Raw genomic sequence first — 17,059 nt, 5'->3', positions numbered from 1 at the left:
AGAGCTATGCGGGGGGCCGCTGACTTCCCGCACCCGTGCCGGCCGGACCCGCCGCGCCGGCCGGCTCCGTGTCCTCGGCGAGGAAGTCCGCCACCGCGAGGACGAAGAGCAGAGCGAGGGCGAATCCGACGACGACCCAGCCGGTGGGGTGGGGCCACAGGACGTACCCCACGACGGCGGCCGCCACCAGCATCCACGTGATCCAGCCGCGGTAGCGGTGGACGAACGGACCGACCGGACCGGTGCGAAGCCCCATACGATCGGCCGTGGCGCGGGTGGCGCCGATGCCGGAGCGCCACATCTGGCGGACCGCCGTGGCCCACCGGCCCGGGCCGGATAGCCAGGCGCCGAGGGCGAGTACCACGCCGAGGACCGCCACCGTGCGGACCGAGGTGCGCAGGAGGCGGATCAGGGCGTCGTAGACGGAGCCGGCGGCCGCCTGGGAGACGCTGTCCGGGAGGGCGTTGAGGTACACCGTGCGGAAGACCGTCAGCACGACGCCGAGGACCAGGGCCCCAGCGGCGAAGCCGAGGGCGGCGGCGATGAGGGCACGGCGCCGGTGCGCGGAGAGCAGGACGCCGGCGACGGCGAGGAGCACGGCGAGGATGGGCAGCCACACGCCCGCGAGCTCCAGGAGCCGGAATCCGGTCTTGACCCGGCCGATGTCCTTCGACTGGACGACGGTGAAGTCGGTGTGGATCTCCGGGATCTTGCCCGCCACCTTCAGCCCCGACTTCACGAGCCGGTCCTTGACCTGCTCGATCACGGGGGCGAGGTCGAGGGTCACCGAGTCGTTCTTGATCTGTACGGCGCCGTCGTCGTTGCCGGTCAGGGCGCGGACGAACGAGGTGTGGACCGTGCGGTTGGCGTTGGTCCAGATCGTCTCGAAGGCATCCGAGGCGACGACGTCCTGTGCCTTGTCCCGGACGAAGCTGGTCAGCGCACCTTCGAGGGAGCCGCCGAGCCGGCCCAGTGCCTTTTCGAGCAGGGGACGCTGGTCGGGGGCCGTGTCCGCGAGGAGCGCGGGGAGATCGATGTGTTCCATGACCGCGCCCGTGACCCGGTTCGCCACGGCCGCCTGGACGTCCGGGTCGGAGGCGAGCGGCGCGACGGTCGTGACGTAACGGTTGGTGTCCCCGGCGATGTCGGACGTCCAGGCCGCCACGATCCCGATGGGCGCCAGGACACAGCCGATGACGATCAGTACGGCGGCCAGGAGTGAACGCATCCGGTGCCGCCGCGGTGGCCGCTGCGCGGCCGCCGCCTCCAGCGCCACAATCCGCGCCCGCAGTACGGCCAGCTCCGTCTGGTCGTTGTCCTGGGACATCACCAGCCTCCTACCGTTCGGACCTCAGACAAACATCGGGCGGTGTGACCGCGCGAGGCGGGGAGGTCCGATCAGGTGAGGCGGGCGGTCGCCCGCGTGGGCAGCAACGTCCACGGGCGGTTCGGGGTCGATACAGGTCGGCTCCGGCTCCGGCTCCGGACCGCCCGCCACCGCCGTGCGCGTCCAGGCGGCGTCTGCGCTCCCGGTACGGCAGCGCGAGCAGCACGTCACCGTCGGCCTGGAGGGCGTCGAAAGCGACGTAGAACGTGGGCAGGCCGCCGTTCAGGGCCGGATCGGGCCGGGCGCGGGCGTCGGCCCTCCGTTGCAGGCCCCCAACAGGCCCCCGACAGGCTCCCGACCGACAGCGCGTCCAGTCCCCTGGATCGGGATCGTCGCCTTCGCCGTCCACGGCATCGCCCTGCCGATCGCGGCCCGCCCGTACTGGCTCCGGATCCTTCAGCCGAAATCGTGGGAGGCGAAATGATGACGGCAGGTGTCGCGAGCACAAAGGTTCCCCGAGTGAGGTTCCTTGTAGGAAGGGCAGACGGGATCGAAGCACCTCAAGCAGCGAGTGCCCCCGTCTTCGTTCCCCCACAGCGCACGAGCCTTTCGGTGCACCTCTCGAAGTCGAGCCTCGGCGTCGTCCAGCTCAGCGAGAACCTCGTCGAAGGCCCCTCCCTGCGGGTCGTTCACCTCGGATTCGTCAGGCATGCCGTCACGTCCTTCTCGTCAGGCGTCTTGGACCGCGGGCAACGCGGTGATTTCGGCATCAGGGACTTGGAATAACGTACCTGACCTCGAACCTTCCTTCGTGGCCCGGGACTTTGCTCCGGAAGACGGTCTGATTGTCCCCGCTGTCGAAAGCGGTGACTGTCCAGACCGCCTCCTCGACGGGAGGCGGATTTTCCACCAAGTGCACGAAGCCGAGGAAGTCACTTGGGTGGCCCAGGGCATCTACTCCCCTGGTCCCCATCTCGACGTGCAAGGTGGTGATGGGCATTTTCACGTCGACGTCGACGGTCTCCCCTTGGGCGATGGCCCCCTCCCAGACGTCCTCGCCCTCCACACGCAAGATGATCAACTGTGCATGGTCGCCACTCGCCATGGCGGAAGCGAAAACGCTCTTGAATTTGACGTTCGTCATCTCGATCTCGCTCTCCGGGTTCGTCCTCGCACACCTCGAAATGAGGCGCGGCATGTCCCGGCATCGATCGCAGTCGTTTCTCACACCTCTTTTCACATTCCCCCTGGAACCCCCTACCCGCAACTGGCTGCCTTCTCGACATCGCCCAGGAAGCCTGGCGGCCTGCCCGGCGGGCTGCCGGTTGCCGGTTGCCACTTGCCCCATTCCCGCCGCCCCCGTCACGCCCTAGACTGCGACCGCTCCAAGACCTGGCGATCATCAGGAGGGTGCGGAAGATGAACCGAGCACTGATCAGCGGACTTGCGGCCGTGGCGTTAGTCGTGTCCGGGGGAAGTGCCGCCACCGCTTCCGACGGCGGCGCTCCGCCGCGCACCACGCACGGCCCGTGCCAGTACGCACAGACCCCGGACGAACCGCCCGCGCGCCCCGTTCCGCTGCCGCCCGACCCCCGGCGCACCCCGCACCGCGGCGTGGTCGACGTGACCGTTGCGACCAGCCAGGGCCCGCTCCCGCTGCACTTGGACCAGGCCAAGGCGCCGTGCACGGTCCAGAGCTTCCTGCACCTGGCGCGGCACGGTTTCTACGACCGCACGGTGTGCCACCGTCTGACGGCGTATCCGACGCTGAAGGTCCTGCAGTGCGGCGACCCGACCGGCAGCGGTGAGGGCGGGCCCGGGTACAAGTACAAGGACGAGCTGCCGCTGGATCTGCCTCCCGCCCCCACCGACCCGACCGGCGCGCGCCGCCTCTACGGACGCGGCCTGCTGGCGATGGCCAACGCCGGTCCGAACACGAACGGTTCACAGTTCTTCGTCGTCTACGGCGACTCCGCGCTGCGACCGAACTACACGGTGTTCGGCACGGTCGGCCCCGACGGCCTGGCGACACTCGACAAGGTCGCCGCCGGCGGAATCCAGCCGACCACGGAGAACCCCGCGCCGGTCGACGGCACCCCCGTGCTGCGGACCGAGCTGCTGTGCGTCCGGCCGTCCAACCGGCACTGACCGGTCGGGCGGCCAGCCGGTCGCCGTCGGAGTCGCAGGGCGGGTCGGCGGCCGTAGCGATCCGATCCCGGTCCGACAGCGTCCACCAGGCCGCCCGTACACGGTCCGCCAACGCCCGCAAGCCCCGCCGTCCGGTGACGGGAGCCGCCCCGTCACCGGGTACGCCCCGCGCCTTTGGCAGGTGCGGCCTGCTGCCGGTGCCTGGTGTACGCCTCGCCGGTTGCGAGGACCCGTCGAACCGAGTGGGCGGCCGGGGCCAGGTCGGGAGGGTGTGGGCGCACGCGCCGGCCTCGGGGTCCGGGCGTGGAGGTTCCTGAACCCGGTTCGGAGCCCGTACCCGCCCCGGCTCGACGTCCGCTCGCCCCGGCGGCCTCACCGTCTCAGACCCGCACCGCCATACCTGAGCGCTACCGCCACGGGTTGCGCCACGTCCGGGACCAGCTCACCCCCTAGCCCCACCGCCCGATGTGCCGGCGCCTCCACCTGGACCGTGGTTGTGGCCGTCCCGGCTCCCGCCTCGGATACCGTGTTCCTCTACGGGGTGCCATAACGGATGTGACGCCCCCCACCGGAGGTAGTCAGCGTATGAGCTCAAAGCGCAGCAAGAATCCAGCCCTGCCCGTACTCGACGACGCATTCCGACTCGAGTCGGTCAGGGTCGCCGAAGAGTCCGCCCGTGACGTGGCCGCTCGGCTGGCCACCACCGAGCTGCGCCGCGCTTCCCACCCGGGCCGGGTCACCTGGGATCCCACCGATCAGGCCGAGCCCGTACCGGTCCCGCCGACTGTGGTCGACGGTGACGGGGACCTGTGGCTGCGGGACCGGGGCACTGGCACCTGGACCATGCCCGAGTTCAACCCGAAGGAGTTCCCGGCCCGCTGTGGCGAGGTTCTGTCGTGGACTGAGCTTGCCCGCGAGTTCGGCCCGCTGACCGCACTGGCCGACGACCGCCGCATCGGCGGCGGCCGGCGCTGACCGCGCAGCCTTCTGACGACCGCGCCCCTGAAGCGCCCGTTACGGGTAGCCGGGAACTCCAGCTACCCGCCGAGCTCGACGATGGCGGCGAGCAGATGAGCGTGGTGGTCGGTCACGATGCCTCCATGTCGCAGCCGGATACGTCGTCGCTTTCCATGGGGTGTCGCGGAGTGGGAGCGACGCGGGGGTGACGGCTTCGGAGACGGCGCCTCCGTGATGGGGTGGGTCCGTCCTCCGCACCCGCCTCGGTCACGGCCGCGCGCGGCGTGGCCGGTGCGGCCGTATCCCGACAGCTGGCACGGCGACTTCTCCGTCTGTCCCACGGCGCGAAGCGGGCGTGGAGGTACAGGCGGCCCCGAGGACGCCCACGGACGGCTGGTCCGTGGGCGTCTGGAGGCGTCGCTCAGGTCTGCTGCACGGCCTTGAGGTCGCCCAGACTCAGCTCGTTCGTGCCTCGCTTGGCCGCGCCGCCCTGGGCCCAGGCGCGGATGGCGGGGTGCGCTTCCTCGTACGAGGCGCCGGCGGCCGTGTTCTCCCGCAGCGCGAGGGCCGCGGTTACAACGTCGGCTACAGCGGTGGAGGCCCGAGCGCCCTGGCTGCCTACCTCGCCCAGCTCGCCGACAGCGACGGTCAGGGCGCGGGACGGCCACGCCTTCGTCCTGGTGGATGGAGGCGAGGAGGATCCTGCGGCTGGCGGGGTCAGCCATGCTCCGACGGGCTGCTTCAACCGTGTGCTCGACGCAGCCGGTGGTGCCGTCTCCGGCGATGTCCCTTCGGGTGTGACCGTCCCGGACGTTGAGCGCATCCCCTCACCGGCTGCGGCCGGGTCCGTTGCCCTGGCCGGGCCGGCGGTGTGGTGCTGCTGCTGATCGGCGGGACGGACCGCGTCCGGCTGCCAGGTCTGGCTGGAGATGGAGGGCGCTGGTACGGCGGCGCGCACGCCTGGTCGTGGCGGTCGGCACGCGCGGGGGGCCGACGCTGCCCTGGCCCGGCCCTACGTCCTGTGCCGGGGGCGGCCCGGTCTGTGTAGTGCGTGGGCAGGAGGTGTCCATGTCCGGGCGCCTGGCACCGGAGGTGGAGGTGGAGCGGCTGTCGGGTCCGCTCCGGGAACGGCCGCGGACAGCCAGGCCGCTGCGGCGCCGGGGATCGCGCACGTCGTCGGCCAGGTACTCGCCGACGCGCCGACGGACGTCGTCCCGACTCTGCAAGCGGGTGGAACGGGCCCGTGGGTGGCGGAGAACGTGGTGGCTCGGTACCGGTGACCTCGCCCCCGTGCGGGTGGGTGCGCACCGGTGAGGTTGTGCATCCGCCCGGTACACACCGGATGCGCGGCACCGCCCACTCGGGGGCGGTGGTGCGGCTGCCGCGCGGGAGTGGCGCGCGCATCGGGTGGGGTCGACGCGGCGGCGGCGTCCCCGGCGATGTCGTCCACTCCCGCACTATGCCGTCCACTGAGGCTCAGTGGAGATCCGGCTGGACCTCGGTCACTCGATGCCTTCGACGATGCGGAAGTCGCGCTCGACGCCGTCGGAGAGGGCGACCAGCGCCTCCTGGTAGGCCGCGCTCTCGCGTGCCGCGACGGCCTGTTCGAAGCTGTCGAACTCGATCAGGACGGTGCGCTCGGCGATTCCGGCGTCGTATGCGGCGACCCGTCCGCCACGGACGAGGGGGCGCCCGCCTCCGAGCTGGACGGCCGGACCGGCCAGCTTGTTGTAGGCAGCCAGCTTCTCAGGGTCCGAAATGGTGCGGTAAACGCTGACCCAGTAGCCCTTGGGCATGGAACCTCCAGTGTTGGTTGGGATGAGTGCATCTGACTTACAGGTGGGTATCGGCGGGCGACAGCGAGGCTGGTCAGCGTCGTGATCGCCATGGCGCCGATGCCGACCAGCGCCGCGGCGGTGTAGGCGCTGTCGTCGGGGAAGAGGTGGCCGGGGCCGGTGCCCGCGGCGAGGATGAGGCCGCCGATGGCGCTGCCCAGGGAGTACCCGACGCTGCGGACGACGTAGTTGAAGCTCATGGCGCTCGACGTCTCGCTCTTGGGGGTGACGGCCAGGATGACGCCGGGCATCGCGGCCGAGAAGCCGCCGACGCCGAAGCCGAGCACGCCCATCGCCGCGAACAGTTCGGCCAGGTCCGAGCGGGCCGCCGCGAACAGGACGAACCCGCCGCCGACCACGACGGCGCTGCCGGCCAGGAGCAGGGGGTCGGCGATCCGCGTCCGGAGCCGCGGCGTGAGCTTGCCGGCGACGAACCCCAGCACCGAGAAGGGGATGAGGACCAGCCCGGCGGCGAAGGTCGTCAGCCCGAAGCCGTAGTCAGCGCCGGCGCCGTGGGGCGTCTGCGCGTACCGGGTGATGAGCGTGAGCAGGAGGTACATGCCGATCCCGCCGACGAACATGGCGAGGTTCGCCCCGGCGACCGCCGGGTGCCGCACCGCCCGCACATCGACCAGGGGCGTCGTGCCGCGCAGTTCGATGACAACCCAGACGCAGAGCAGAACCACCGCGACGACGGCGAGGCCCGCCGCCACGGCGAGGTGCCGGCTCCACAGGTTCCGTTCGCCGGCGAGGAACAGCATCAGGAGCAGCGCAGCGGCCAGGACGACCGCGCCCGTCACGTCCACGTCGGCGGAGCGGCCTTCGGGGGCTTCGGGCATGGAGCGCCACGCGGCCAGGAGGGCGGCGGCGGTGACGACCAGGCCGAGGCCGTAGGCGGCCCGTACCCCGCCGAGCTCGGCGAGCAGTGCGGCCAGCGGGTAGCCGACGCCGGCCCCGATGATCGAGACCACCGAGATCAGGGCGATCACGGCCGCGCTGCGCTCCTCGGGGAGGTGGTCCCGGGCCACGCCCATCATCAGCGCCGTCAGCCCGAGCCCGACGCCCTGGGCCGCCCTGCCGGCCAGCAGCCACGCGAACGGCAGCGGGAGCACGGTGAGCGCGCTGCCCGCGACGACGACCGCCAGCGTGGCGAGGATCGTGGCCCGCCGGTGCGGGCCGGCTCCGAGCCGGCCCAGGACCGGCGTGGCGACTGCGCCGCTGAGCAGTGCGACGGTCAGCGTCCATTGCGCGGTGTCGAGCGAGACGTGGAACGAGGTCGCCACGCTGGTGATGAGCGGCGTCCCGAGGCTGGCGACCGCCGCCACGACCAGAGCGATGAACATCAGGGCGGGGACCAGCAGCCGCGCCTCGGAACGCGCCACCGGGAACGCCTTCACCGCGCCCCGCCGACCGGCTGGCCGGTCACTGCCTCGGCCGTTCGCGGTCCTGGTTTTCGAGTTCTGCCAGATGCTTCAGCGCCGGAAGGGCCGCCACCAGTGCGTCGACCTCGGCGCCGGTCAGCTCGCCGATCAGCCGCTCGAACGCGTGGACGCCCGCCTGGCGCCGCGTCCGGACATAGGCGGCGCCGGCCTCGGTCAGGCACACGAGTGTGACCCGCTTGTCGGACGCGTCGCCCCGCCGCTCGACCATGCCGGACTCCTCCATCACACGGACCAGGGCGGTCATCGCGGGCTGGGTGACGCCCTCGACCGCGGCCAGATCGGTGATCCGCCGCGGGCCGGTCCGGTCCAGGGTGGCCAGGGTGGCGGCGGACGTCAGGCTCATGTCCCGGGGCAGGCGCCTCGCGGCCCTGGTGGCCAGACCGTAGAGAGCAGCCCCGATGGCGGCGGCGGGCGCGCCAGGAGCGGCGTCTTGACGACTCATGCTCGAAGCATAGCACTTTTATATTCATGGCTTATGGAAAATGGCCGACTCGACTGGCGCGGCGGTGATCGCCGAACAGGCGACCGACCTCCTGAAGAAGTTCGGCCCGGCGCGTGCCGGATCTCCGGCAGGAGACTTTGGGGTGATCGACGTCAAGGACGTCGAGGGATGGGTCGTGACGGGGCAGCACAACGACGTCCTCACCTATGTCGGCCTCGATGAGCCTCAGGATCAGTCGCAGATCTCTGTCGGGCTGTTCGGACGTTCCAAGCGCCACCGGGACGGCACCGAGCTTCACGTCGTCCACGTTGAGGACAAGCGGGAGTCAGCGGCCCCAGCGTAGGTAGCCGCGCTTCAGCGCTGGGGGACGCCTGGGGCGTGTCGGCTCCGGGTTTCGCCGGTTTTTGTGGCCCGGTGTTGCGGGCTTCTCGTGATCGCCAAGTGCTTTCGCGGTGGCAAGGGACGCCGATCTCATGCGGGTGGACTTGGAGGCCGGCCGGGTTCACGGGCTGTCCCGCCTGGCGGCTGAGCCCGGCGTCCCGGCTTGCGCCCCGCCCCGGCGGAGTCGGGGCTGCCCCCTGAACAGCGGTGATGTACTGACCGCTTGAGCCCGCCTTGGTTTCTTGGCGGCGGGAGGCTGGTCTAGGCTGCCGCAGTTGTCAGCCATCCAGGCCGACGCGGCAAGGAGAGGCAGACGATGCCGCAAGCGGGACATGCAACCGGCCCGGCAGGCATGCGGGGCCGGCAGACGCTCAGTGCGGCAGAGGAAGCGGCCCGTATGGGCGCGGTGCGCCGATACGACATCCTCGACACCCCGCCGGACGGCGCCTTCGACCGCGTCGCGGCGATGGCGGCGCGGCTGTTCAAGGTGCCGGTGGCGAGCGTGACGATCGTGGACGAGGACCGGATCTGGTTCAAGGCCGCGCACGGGCTGGACGGCGTGAGCGAGATCAGCCGGGAGCCGGGCCTGTGTGGCTCGGCGATCCTCGCCGACGAAACACTGGTGATCCCGGACACGCTCAGTGACCCCGTTGCTTCCCATAACGGCCTGGTCACCGGGGCGATGGCGGTCCGTTTCTATGCGGCCGCGCCGATCATCACGAGCGACGGGCACCGGCTGGGCACCGTCAACATCCTCGACACCAAGCCGCGCCTGATCACCGAGGACGACACCGCCACCCTCGCCGACCTGGCCGCGATCGTGCTCGACGAGCTGGAGTTGCGCCTGTCGGCCCTGAACGCCCTGCGCGCAGAGCAGGAGCGGCGCATCGAGCAGGAGGAGGCCCGCGAGCGGGCGGAGCGCGACACGGCCGCCATCCAGGCATTCGCCTCCGCCCTCCAGCGCACCCTGCTGCCGCCGGCACTGCCGGTGGTGCCGGGGCTGGAGCTGGCATGCCACTACGCCACCGCCTCCCCGCGGGACGTGGGTGGCGACTTCTACGACGTCTTCCCCCTCGACGGCACACGGTGGGCCTTCTTCCTCGGCGACGTGTGCGGCAAGGGCCCCGAAGCGGCCGCCGTCACCTCCCTGACCCGCTACACCCTGCGCGCCGCCGCGCAGATCGACCCGGACCCCGACCGAGTCCTCACCTCCCTGAACACGGCGCTGCTCCTCGACCCGGCCGTCGGTACCCGGTTCTGCACTGCCGTCTTCGGCATCCTGGAACCGCACGAGAAGGCCGGGTTCACCGTTGTGGTAGCCACCGGCGGGCACCCGCCGGTCTACCACCTGCGCGCGGAGGGGGCAGTGGAAGCGGTGCGCCTCAAGGGCGGCATGCTCATCGGAGCCCTCCCCGAGGCGCGCTTCGCCTCCCACACCTTCCACCTCGCACCCGGCGAAGGACTGCTCCTCTACACCGACGGACTGACCGAGGCCCGCACGCTGGGCGGAGGAATGATCGGCGAAGACGGCCTGACCCGTTTCCTCCGCACCCGCACCGGTCCCGTCGGCGCCACGGCGGTGATAGGGGACACCATCGACCTCATCGACGCCACTCCCCACGGGGCCGCAGACGACGTGGCCCTGCTGGCCTTGTCCGTCCCCCTTGACGACGCCGCAGCCGGCCTCGTCGCAACCGCAGCCGCCCATACCGTCGCCACCGCCGGCGAGACGCCGGAGAACCGAACGTGACCGACTTCCGCCTCACCGCACGGCACACCGACGGCGATCTCGCCCTGACCCGCATCACCGGGGAACTCGACATAGCCACCGCCCCCCACCTGCGCACCCAGGCACTGGCCCTGATCGAACAAGGCCACCGGCACCTGATCCTGGACCTCGGGGCCGTCACCTTCTGCGACTCCTCCGGCTTCAACGCCCTCGTGGGCATCCTCCGCTGCGCCAAGACCGTCGGCGGCAGCCTGGTCCTCGCCGCCGTCCCCGACCGCCTTGCGCGGCTGCTTGACCTCACCGGCCTGAGCACCCTGCTGCCCACTCACCCCACCGCCACCCACGCCCTCGCCGCGCACACCCGCACGCACGACACGGCCACCACGTAACCCCGTCCGACTGGCTCCGCGACCGTCACGGCGTACCGTGACTCGACACGGAGGGTGGGGGCTGCAAAAGGGCGGGCCCTGCCGCCTGGGCCTCACGAACAGGCGGTGGGGCTTCATCCCACGAGGTCGTGCCAGAAGGGGACGGTCGCCTGGTGGGCGCAGGCCTCCCCCTGACGATCCGGCCTGGGCCCGCCGAACTCCTGGTGGACGTAGTCGATCAGGTCGGCGCCGTAGTAGATGATGTCGGTCTGATACATGGACAAGACGGGGTGGCCATAGGTACCACGACCCGCAGGCAGGTACCGGTGCGAGCAGATGGGCACCATTTTCGGCACCTCAGCCAGACGTTCACGGGCCAGCGCCAGGGCCTCTGCCGGCACTCCGGGCTTGGCTCCCCAGTCTTCCGGCCAGAAGCCGTTCTCTTCTACGTCGAAGAGCACACCGTCAACCGGCCAGGCAAGCCGGTCACGGAGCTCGTCGGCATCACCGTTGCGCCAGTCGGGCCACGTGGGCGAGACGCGCCCCTGCCCGGACGGACGACCGATGGGCAAGCCTGCCGCCAAGAACGCGCGATGGTCGTCACTGAACTCGAAACCGAATTCCTCTTCGATGCGCCCGAATTCTGCCTCTGACAGGCCTGGCGAAATATCGAAACGCCCGAGGTGGGACAATCGGCGGGCGGCTTCCGCCCCCAACAGGGCACCTTCACTCTTGATCATGCCGCGATGGTAACGACGGCTGGACGCGGCCCTCCAAGGAATTTGCGTCGCAACTTCCGCGCAGGCGTTTCCCACCTTTCGTGCGCGCTCCGCGCCTCATGTCATGCGTGGAGCACGAACACGCACTGAGCTTGTTCTTCAACCTCCGTCGCGTCCCGATCGCGCGGAGCGGGGGAGTTGCTCGCGCACCCAGGCAGGATCGGGATTGGTGTGCGGCTGACCCGCCACGACGACGGTCGGCACTGTCTCGTTGCCGTTGTTCGCTGCCCTCACCGCTGCGGCTCCAGCGGGGTCGCGCCAGATGTCGACCCAGTGCAGCCGGCGGGCGCTGCGGCCCAACCGGATGCGCAGCCGCATGCAGTACTTGCAGCCGGGTCGCCAGAAGACGACCGGTCGGCCGTCGACCGCGCTGCGGTGTTGTGCCTCCACCGCGCTGATCGACCTCGGGAAAATCAGAGGCGAGTTCATGCCTGCGAGCAGCACAAAGACCAGCAGGAGGGCGGTGGCTGCACCGGGGGTCCCGCTGATGATCCGCCCAGCTGCAAGGACCAAGCCGCAGAGCACCAGCAGCATCGGCAGGATCCATGCGCGCATCATGAGGATGAAGACTACCGATGAGCCTAAATGGACCTCGAACTGGGCCGACAGCCTTGCGGGCAACACCACTTACGTGTCGGGATGCTTCGGCAAGGCGAGCCAGTCCGACCAGGAGATCTCACGGCCGAGGAAGCGTGGCTGTTCGAACGGCCAGTCGGCGGCGATCCACTGCGGCACCAGCGCGTCGAGGGCCTGCTCGACCTTGCTGCCCACCAGCTCGTCCACCACCCACCAGGAGATCTCGCCGTCCGCGCCGGCCTTCTCCGGCGGGTCGATGTAGACACAGCCGAGCAGAACCGTCTCCGCCGCGTCGAACAGTGCGTAGTTGAAGGACTGGTGCGCGGCTATTTCCTTCTCGTGCCGCAAGAGGTCGGCCTGGTCGGCCTCGTAGGTCATCGTGGCCGCGGGCCAGCCCCACGCCGGGCCGAAGATGGTCCACAGGCGCTCGCGCGAACCCATCACGGCCGGATAGTCGAGCGGGGTGTCCGCCTCCCGGATCGGCCGCAGGTGATGGCCCCCGCCGGGCAGCGGTACCAGGACGGGGTGGACGAAGTGATCGGGAAGCCAGCTCATGGCGTCCGACCGTAGCAGCGCGCCGCCGTCCGCTCCCCTGGATTTTCCCCGCATACCGCCAGGCTCTCTTCTTATGCCGAGCAGGGCCCGCGATCAGCCGGTCGGAGGTCCCGTTCGATCGACAGACTTCATGATCGGTAGGGCAACGGCTTCTCGGAGTCGGCGTTCGCTGCTTGATCATGCGCTTTCCTGCTTCAGCAGCCCCTGACGAGGAGCTTGGCTCTGGTCTGGGGCCATGTGGTGTGCAGGTAGTGGTCCTCGGCGGCGCGCCAACGTTCGATCCATTCCTCGGGATTCTCACCCCGTGCTCGCACGCGCTGCAGGCAGACGCTGCGCGGGGTGTCGACGTACGTGGTGAAGTGGTAGTAGTGGGCCAGCTCCGGGCGGGTGGAGTAGACCCCTTCGACGATTACCACCGTTCCAGGGGCGAGCTCTCGCCAGGCTCCGAGTTGTCCGGTGGTCCAGTCGTAAACCTGGTAGCGGGTGGCTCGGCCGTCCCGCAGCGGTATCAGGACCTGGTCCCGGAGTCGTTCCCAGTCGAAGTAGCGGTGGTAGCCCTGTTCCGCGTCGAGTTGCTCTCGCTCCCCGTCGGGCATGGGACGGTAGAAGTCGTCGACGTGGACGATGACGGCGCCGTCGAGGTGTCCGGCCACCGCGGCAGCCAGCGTCGACTTGCCTGATCCTCCGGTGCCGTCGATCGCGACGATCCTGGTGGTGGCCCCCTGGGTCCGGGGCAGCTGCCTGAGGCCGTCGGCAACGTCCTTCGCCTGCGCCGCCACGTCCACGAGTTGCTGATGCGCCGGCAGCTCGGTGATCCGCGCGGCGCTCGACAGGACCGTCTCCTTCGCTTCCCGGAGGTCCCCAGAGCCGGCTCCCAGCAGTTCCCGGGTGACGACGATCGAGTCGAGGAGCCCGGCCCCGAGGTCCCGCAGCCGCCGCTGGACATGCTCCATGCCCTCGCCTTGATCCAGCAACGGCTCGCACTGCTCGACCAGGTAGGCAAGTCGCGCGGCACGCTCTGGAGCAAGGCTCCGGATGCTTTCGAACACGGGAACTCCTCGTGGGCGGCGTGCAGGGCGGCCCGGGCACCCTGTACACGAGCAGCATCCCGCACGGAGCTTCCCCGCCGTCCTACCCGTGGTCCGCGGTATGGCGCTGAGGTTCCGGACTGATGGCGCGGTGGTTCAAGTGCCTGCTGGGTCGGCCTTTTTAGGATTCGAAGGCAGAGGGGAGGCCGCGGGGGTGCGGCCCCTCCCGTACATGAACGCAATCAGCTCTTTGATCATCGTGGAGCTGCTTTTCTGAAATCGGTGGCCGGACCGTGCTGCCGTGGGAAGTGAGACATGATCGCCAAGAGTCCCTATGACTATGTCGTGGTGGGAGCGGGGACAGCGGGGTGCGTGATCGCCTCGCGGCTTTCGGAACGCCCCGGCGTGCGGGTGCTGTTGCTGGAGGCGGGAGCCGCGGACGCGACCGAGGCCATGGCATCTCCGTGGGGGTTCCTGGGGTTCGACCCGTCATCCCTCTGGCTGGGGACCTCGACCGTGCAGGCCGGGACGGGCAGGGCTGCCGACGTGCTGCGCGGCAGGGCGCTCGGCGGGTCGTCGAGCATCAACGGCCTCTACCACCTGCGGGGGCACCGCTCCGGTTACGACGAATGGCCCGGACTCGGGGCTCCGGGCTGGGGTTTCGACGACCTGCTGCCCTTCTTCCGCCGCACCGAGAGCACTCGCGGGCGGGACGCCTCCGTACGGGGCACGGACGGTCCGGTCGTGGTCGCCCCCGTCCCCGAACCCCATCCCCTGGCCACGGCGGCCGTCGACGCCGCGGTGCGGGCCGGGTTCACGCGAGCCGAGGACATCGGCGGCGGGCTGGAGACCGGGTTCGGGTGGAGTGACATGAATCTGCCCGGCGGTGCCCGCCAGAGCGCGGCCGACGCCTACATCCGTCCGTTCCTCGACCGGCCGAACCTGGACGTCGTCACGGACGCGACCGTGCAGCGGCTGCGCACCGCTGCGGGGCGCTGCACGGGCGTCGAGTACACCGTGGGCGGCGTGCGCGTGTCCGTCGAGAGCGCCGAGGTGGTGCTGACCGCGGGAGCCATCGGTTCCGCGCACCTCCTGATGCTGTCAGGGCTCGGCCCGGCAGGGCATCTTGGCGAACACGGCATCGATGTCGTCGCCGATCTGCCGGGAGTGGGCTCCCATCTGCAGGACCATCCGCTGGCGGGCGTGGTGTACGAGGCGCTCCGGCCCGTACCGTTCGTTCCTGCCAACCCCCCGGCCGAAATGATGGGCCTGCTGTACAGCGACCCCGCCGCGGCCCGGCCGGACCTTCAGATCTACGTGGTCGCCGCGCCGCTCCCCTCGGCATGGGGCCGGCCGCCGGCCCACGGCTACTCCATCGCCTTCTCCGCGATGGCCCCGCACAGCAGCGGCACGGTGCGCCTGGCGGACGCCGATCCGGCCAGCGCCCCCGTTGTCGACCCCGGCTACCTGAGCGACGACCGTGACCTGGAGGTCATGCGCAAGGGCCTGGCCCTGGCACGCCGTATCGGGGAGGCCGACGCGTTCGCCGACTGGCGCAAGCGGGAAGCGGTACCGGGCTCCGGGACGAGCGGGGCAGGCGTGGACGAGTTCATTCGCCAGGCCACCGGCCCCTACTTCCACTTCACCGGCACCTGCCGCATGGGAACCGACGCCGGTGCCGTCGTCGACCCCGCGAACCTGCGCGTGTACGGGATGGAGGGACTGCGGGTCGCCGATGCCTCGGTGATGCCGTCCATTCCCTCGGCCAACACCAACGCGACCGTCTACGCCATCGCCGAACGGGCCGCCGGCCTGATCGGCTGAGCATCCGCGCCGCGAGCAGTCAGTTGCATGTGAGTAATCCCAGACGTGCTTGACATGCATTTGAAGTTAACCATGGGGGTGGATACCTTCGAGACGAAAGCGCAAGCGGCAACGCGCAGTTCGGCCCCGGCCGGCCTCCCCACCCCTCCTCAGACAGGAGCACCACCATGTCCGAAACCCTTCCGACCACAGACGTCGCCGCCTCCGACGCCGACCTGCTCGCCGGGACCGAGATCGCCGTGCGCGAGGCCGGGTCGGCACTGCGCGAGCGCTTCGGCGAGGTGGTTCGCTACCGGACGCGCGAAGAGCTGATGAGCGCGCTCGCCGGCAACGACGACGCGGCCCTCGACATCCTGCGGCCGCGCTTGACGAGCCTGCGCCCGAACGCCGGCTGGGTGGAGGACGAGCTGGACGGCGGGGCGCTGCCGCCCGGCGAGTGGTGGGTCGTGGACCCGGCCGAAGGCAACGTCAACCACCTGCACGCCCTGCCCGAGTGGGCGGTCACCGCCACCCTCGTGCGCGACAACCAGCCGGTCCTCACCGTGGTCCATCTGCCGCTGACCGGCGAGACCTACACCGCGCGCACCGGCGCGGGCGCCCACCTCGACGGACGGCCGCTGCACGTCTCCCCCACCGCGGACCTCGGCCTGAGCATCGTGGCCACCAGCCAGGCCCGGCCGGACGAGGACGAGAAGGTCGTGCGGCGCGTCGGCTCCTCTATCACCGCGATGCTCTTCGACGCGCTCGTCGTCCGCACCGCCGTGCCCGCGACCCTGCACCTGACGAACGTGGCCGCCGGCCGGATCGACGCCTTCTGGCAGTTCGCCGGTGCCCGCGCGGACCTGCTCCCCGGGGCGCTGCTCGTCACCGAAGCCGGCGGACGGATCTCCGACGCCGAGGGCCGGCCCTGGACCCCGCAGAGCGAGAGCTTCCTGGCCGCCGCGCCCGGCGTCCACGCCGAAGCCGTCGCCACGCTCTCGCGCTGACCCCCACACACCCGCGCACCCGCGCACCCGCGCACCCGCGCACCCGCGCACCACAACCCGTACGTACGGAAAGGACCAGATCACCATGAGCAAGATCGCAGTTCTCGGGAACGGCCGCGTCGGCGGCAGCCTCGCCACCGCCCTCACCCGGGCCGGGCACGAGGTGACCGTGGCGGACCGCGCTCCGGGCGCCGCCGCCGACGCCGCCCGGACGGCCCGGATCGTCATCAACGCCACCCCGGGCGACGGCTCGCTGGACCGGCTCGTCGCCCTGCGCGCCGAACTGTCCGGCAAGATCCTCGTCGACGTCTCCAACGCCACCCTCGACGGACCGGACGGACTTCCCGCCGATCTCCTCTACCCCGGCTCCAGCCTCGCCGAGCAACTCCAGGAGGCGCTGCCCGAAACGCATGTCGTCAAGACGCTCAACACCATGCTCTTCCCGGTGATGACCGCGCCCGCGAGCCTCACCCAGGCACCCGAGGCCTTCCTCTCCGGCGAGGATCCGCAGGCCAAGCAGACCGTCCGCGCACTCCTCACCGACCTCGGCTGGCGCGAGGAGTGGATCACCGATCTCGGCGGGATCCGGACCGCCCGCGCCACGGAGGCCGCGATCCTGTTCGTGCCGCACGTGATCCGGTCCAGCGGATTCACGCCCTTCGCGATCTCGATAGCCCGCTGA

The 17,059-nt window shown here is 70.6% G+C and carries 16 protein-coding genes and 1 pseudogene; 8 read left to right on the top strand and 9 right to left on the bottom strand.

The window, feature by feature from the left end:
* Positions 1–4: 4 nt before the first annotated feature.
* Positions 5–1,327, bottom strand: a complete 1,323-nt coding sequence (locus ACFYYT_RS28460) for a hypothetical protein (RefSeq protein ID WP_351822013.1) — start codon at positions 1,325–1,327, stop codon at positions 5–7.
* Between the two features lie 769 nt (positions 1,328–2,096).
* Entirely contained in the window at positions 2,097–2,525 is a 429-nt protein-coding gene (locus ACFYYT_RS28455) for a hypothetical protein (RefSeq protein WP_351822016.1), read from the bottom strand.
* Positions 2,526–2,746: 221 nt separating this feature from the next.
* Between ACFYYT_RS28455 and ACFYYT_RS28450 the strand changes: the two genes are divergently transcribed.
* The gene (locus tag ACFYYT_RS28450) at positions 2,747–3,475 is read left to right on the top strand and encodes a peptidylprolyl isomerase (RefSeq protein ID WP_351822019.1); all 729 of its coding nucleotides are present in this window, start codon (positions 2,747–2,749) and stop codon (positions 3,473–3,475) included.
* Positions 3,476–4,060: 585 nt separating this feature from the next.
* The gene (locus ACFYYT_RS28445; RefSeq protein ID WP_351822022.1) at positions 4,061–4,450 is read left to right on the top strand and encodes a hypothetical protein; all 390 of its coding nucleotides are present in this window, start codon (positions 4,061–4,063) and stop codon (positions 4,448–4,450) included.
* Positions 4,451–5,934: 1,484 nt separating this feature from the next.
* Here ACFYYT_RS28445 and ACFYYT_RS28440 read toward each other — a convergent pair.
* From ACFYYT_RS28440 to ACFYYT_RS28430, 3 genes and pseudogenes are all read right to left on the bottom strand, one after another.
* Positions 5,935–6,228: a DUF1330 domain-containing protein gene (locus ACFYYT_RS28440; RefSeq protein ID WP_351822025.1), complete on the bottom strand. Its 294-nt coding sequence runs from the start codon at positions 6,226–6,228 to the stop codon at positions 5,935–5,937.
* A 23-nt stretch (positions 6,229–6,251) separates the two neighbouring features.
* A pseudogene (locus tag ACFYYT_RS28435) lies at positions 6,252–7,610 on the bottom strand (MFS transporter); the annotation flags it as partial.
* A gap of 79 nt (positions 7,611–7,689) precedes the next feature.
* Complete coding sequence (locus ACFYYT_RS28430; RefSeq protein ID WP_351822028.1) at positions 7,690–8,151, bottom strand: MarR family transcriptional regulator; 462 nt, start codon at positions 8,149–8,151, stop codon at positions 7,690–7,692.
* Positions 8,152–8,191: 40 nt separating this feature from the next.
* On the opposite strand from ACFYYT_RS28430, the gene ACFYYT_RS28425 reads away from it, so the two are divergent.
* The 3 genes from ACFYYT_RS28425 (at position 8,192) to ACFYYT_RS28415 (ending at position 10,650) form a co-directional block, all read left to right on the top strand.
* A complete protein-coding gene (locus ACFYYT_RS28425) occupies positions 8,192–8,494 on the top strand; it encodes a hypothetical protein (RefSeq protein ID WP_351822030.1) in 303 nt (100 codons plus the stop codon).
* A gap of 435 nt (positions 8,495–8,929) precedes the next feature.
* On the top strand, positions 8,930–10,282 hold the full coding sequence (locus tag ACFYYT_RS28420; RefSeq protein ID WP_351822033.1) for a GAF domain-containing SpoIIE family protein phosphatase: 1,353 nt from the start codon (positions 8,930–8,932) through the stop codon (positions 10,280–10,282).
* Entirely contained in the window at positions 10,279–10,650 is a 372-nt protein-coding gene (locus ACFYYT_RS28415; RefSeq protein WP_351822035.1) for an STAS domain-containing protein, read from the top strand. Before ACFYYT_RS28420 ends, ACFYYT_RS28415 begins: the two co-directional genes overlap by 4 nt.
* A 113-nt stretch (positions 10,651–10,763) precedes the next feature.
* Here the strand turns inward: ACFYYT_RS28415 and ACFYYT_RS28410 are convergent, their stop codons facing one another.
* The 4 genes from ACFYYT_RS28410 to ACFYYT_RS28395 form a co-directional block, all read right to left on the bottom strand.
* Positions 10,764–11,369: a hypothetical protein gene (locus ACFYYT_RS28410; protein WP_351822037.1), complete on the bottom strand. Its 606-nt coding sequence runs from the start codon at positions 11,367–11,369 to the stop codon at positions 10,764–10,766.
* Positions 11,370–11,507: 138 nt separating this feature from the next.
* On the bottom strand, positions 11,508–11,966 hold the full coding sequence (locus ACFYYT_RS28405) for a glutaredoxin domain-containing protein (RefSeq protein WP_351822039.1): 459 nt from the start codon (positions 11,964–11,966) through the stop codon (positions 11,508–11,510).
* Between the two features lie 69 nt (positions 11,967–12,035).
* The gene (locus ACFYYT_RS28400; RefSeq protein ID WP_351822042.1) at positions 12,036–12,539 is read right to left on the bottom strand and encodes an N-acetyltransferase; all 504 of its coding nucleotides are present in this window, start codon (positions 12,537–12,539) and stop codon (positions 12,036–12,038) included.
* Positions 12,540–12,733: 194 nt separating this feature from the next.
* Entirely contained in the window at positions 12,734–13,492 is a 759-nt protein-coding gene (locus ACFYYT_RS28395) for an AAA family ATPase (protein WP_351822045.1), read from the bottom strand.
* A gap of 390 nt (positions 13,493–13,882) precedes the next feature.
* Here ACFYYT_RS28395 and ACFYYT_RS28390 point away from each other — a divergent pair, with 390 nt between their 5' ends.
* From ACFYYT_RS28390 to ACFYYT_RS28380, 3 genes are all read left to right on the top strand, one after another.
* The gene (locus tag ACFYYT_RS28390) at positions 13,883–15,391 is read left to right on the top strand and encodes a GMC family oxidoreductase N-terminal domain-containing protein (protein WP_351822048.1); all 1,509 of its coding nucleotides are present in this window, start codon (positions 13,883–13,885) and stop codon (positions 15,389–15,391) included.
* 167 nt (positions 15,392–15,558) lie between these two features.
* Positions 15,559–16,377, top strand: a complete 819-nt coding sequence (locus tag ACFYYT_RS28385) for a 3'(2'),5'-bisphosphate nucleotidase CysQ (protein ID WP_351822051.1) — start codon at positions 15,559–15,561, stop codon at positions 16,375–16,377.
* Positions 16,378–16,462: 85 nt separating this feature from the next.
* Positions 16,463–17,059, top strand: coding sequence for an NAD(P)-binding domain-containing protein (locus tag ACFYYT_RS28380; RefSeq protein WP_351822054.1), 597 nt, complete (start codon positions 16,463–16,465; stop codon positions 17,057–17,059).

The organism is Streptomyces sp. NPDC002032 (assembly GCF_042890765.1).
Lineage (GTDB): Bacteria > Actinomycetota > Actinomycetes > Streptomycetales > Streptomycetaceae > Streptomyces.
This window is presented reverse-complemented; position numbering and strand designations above follow the sequence as displayed.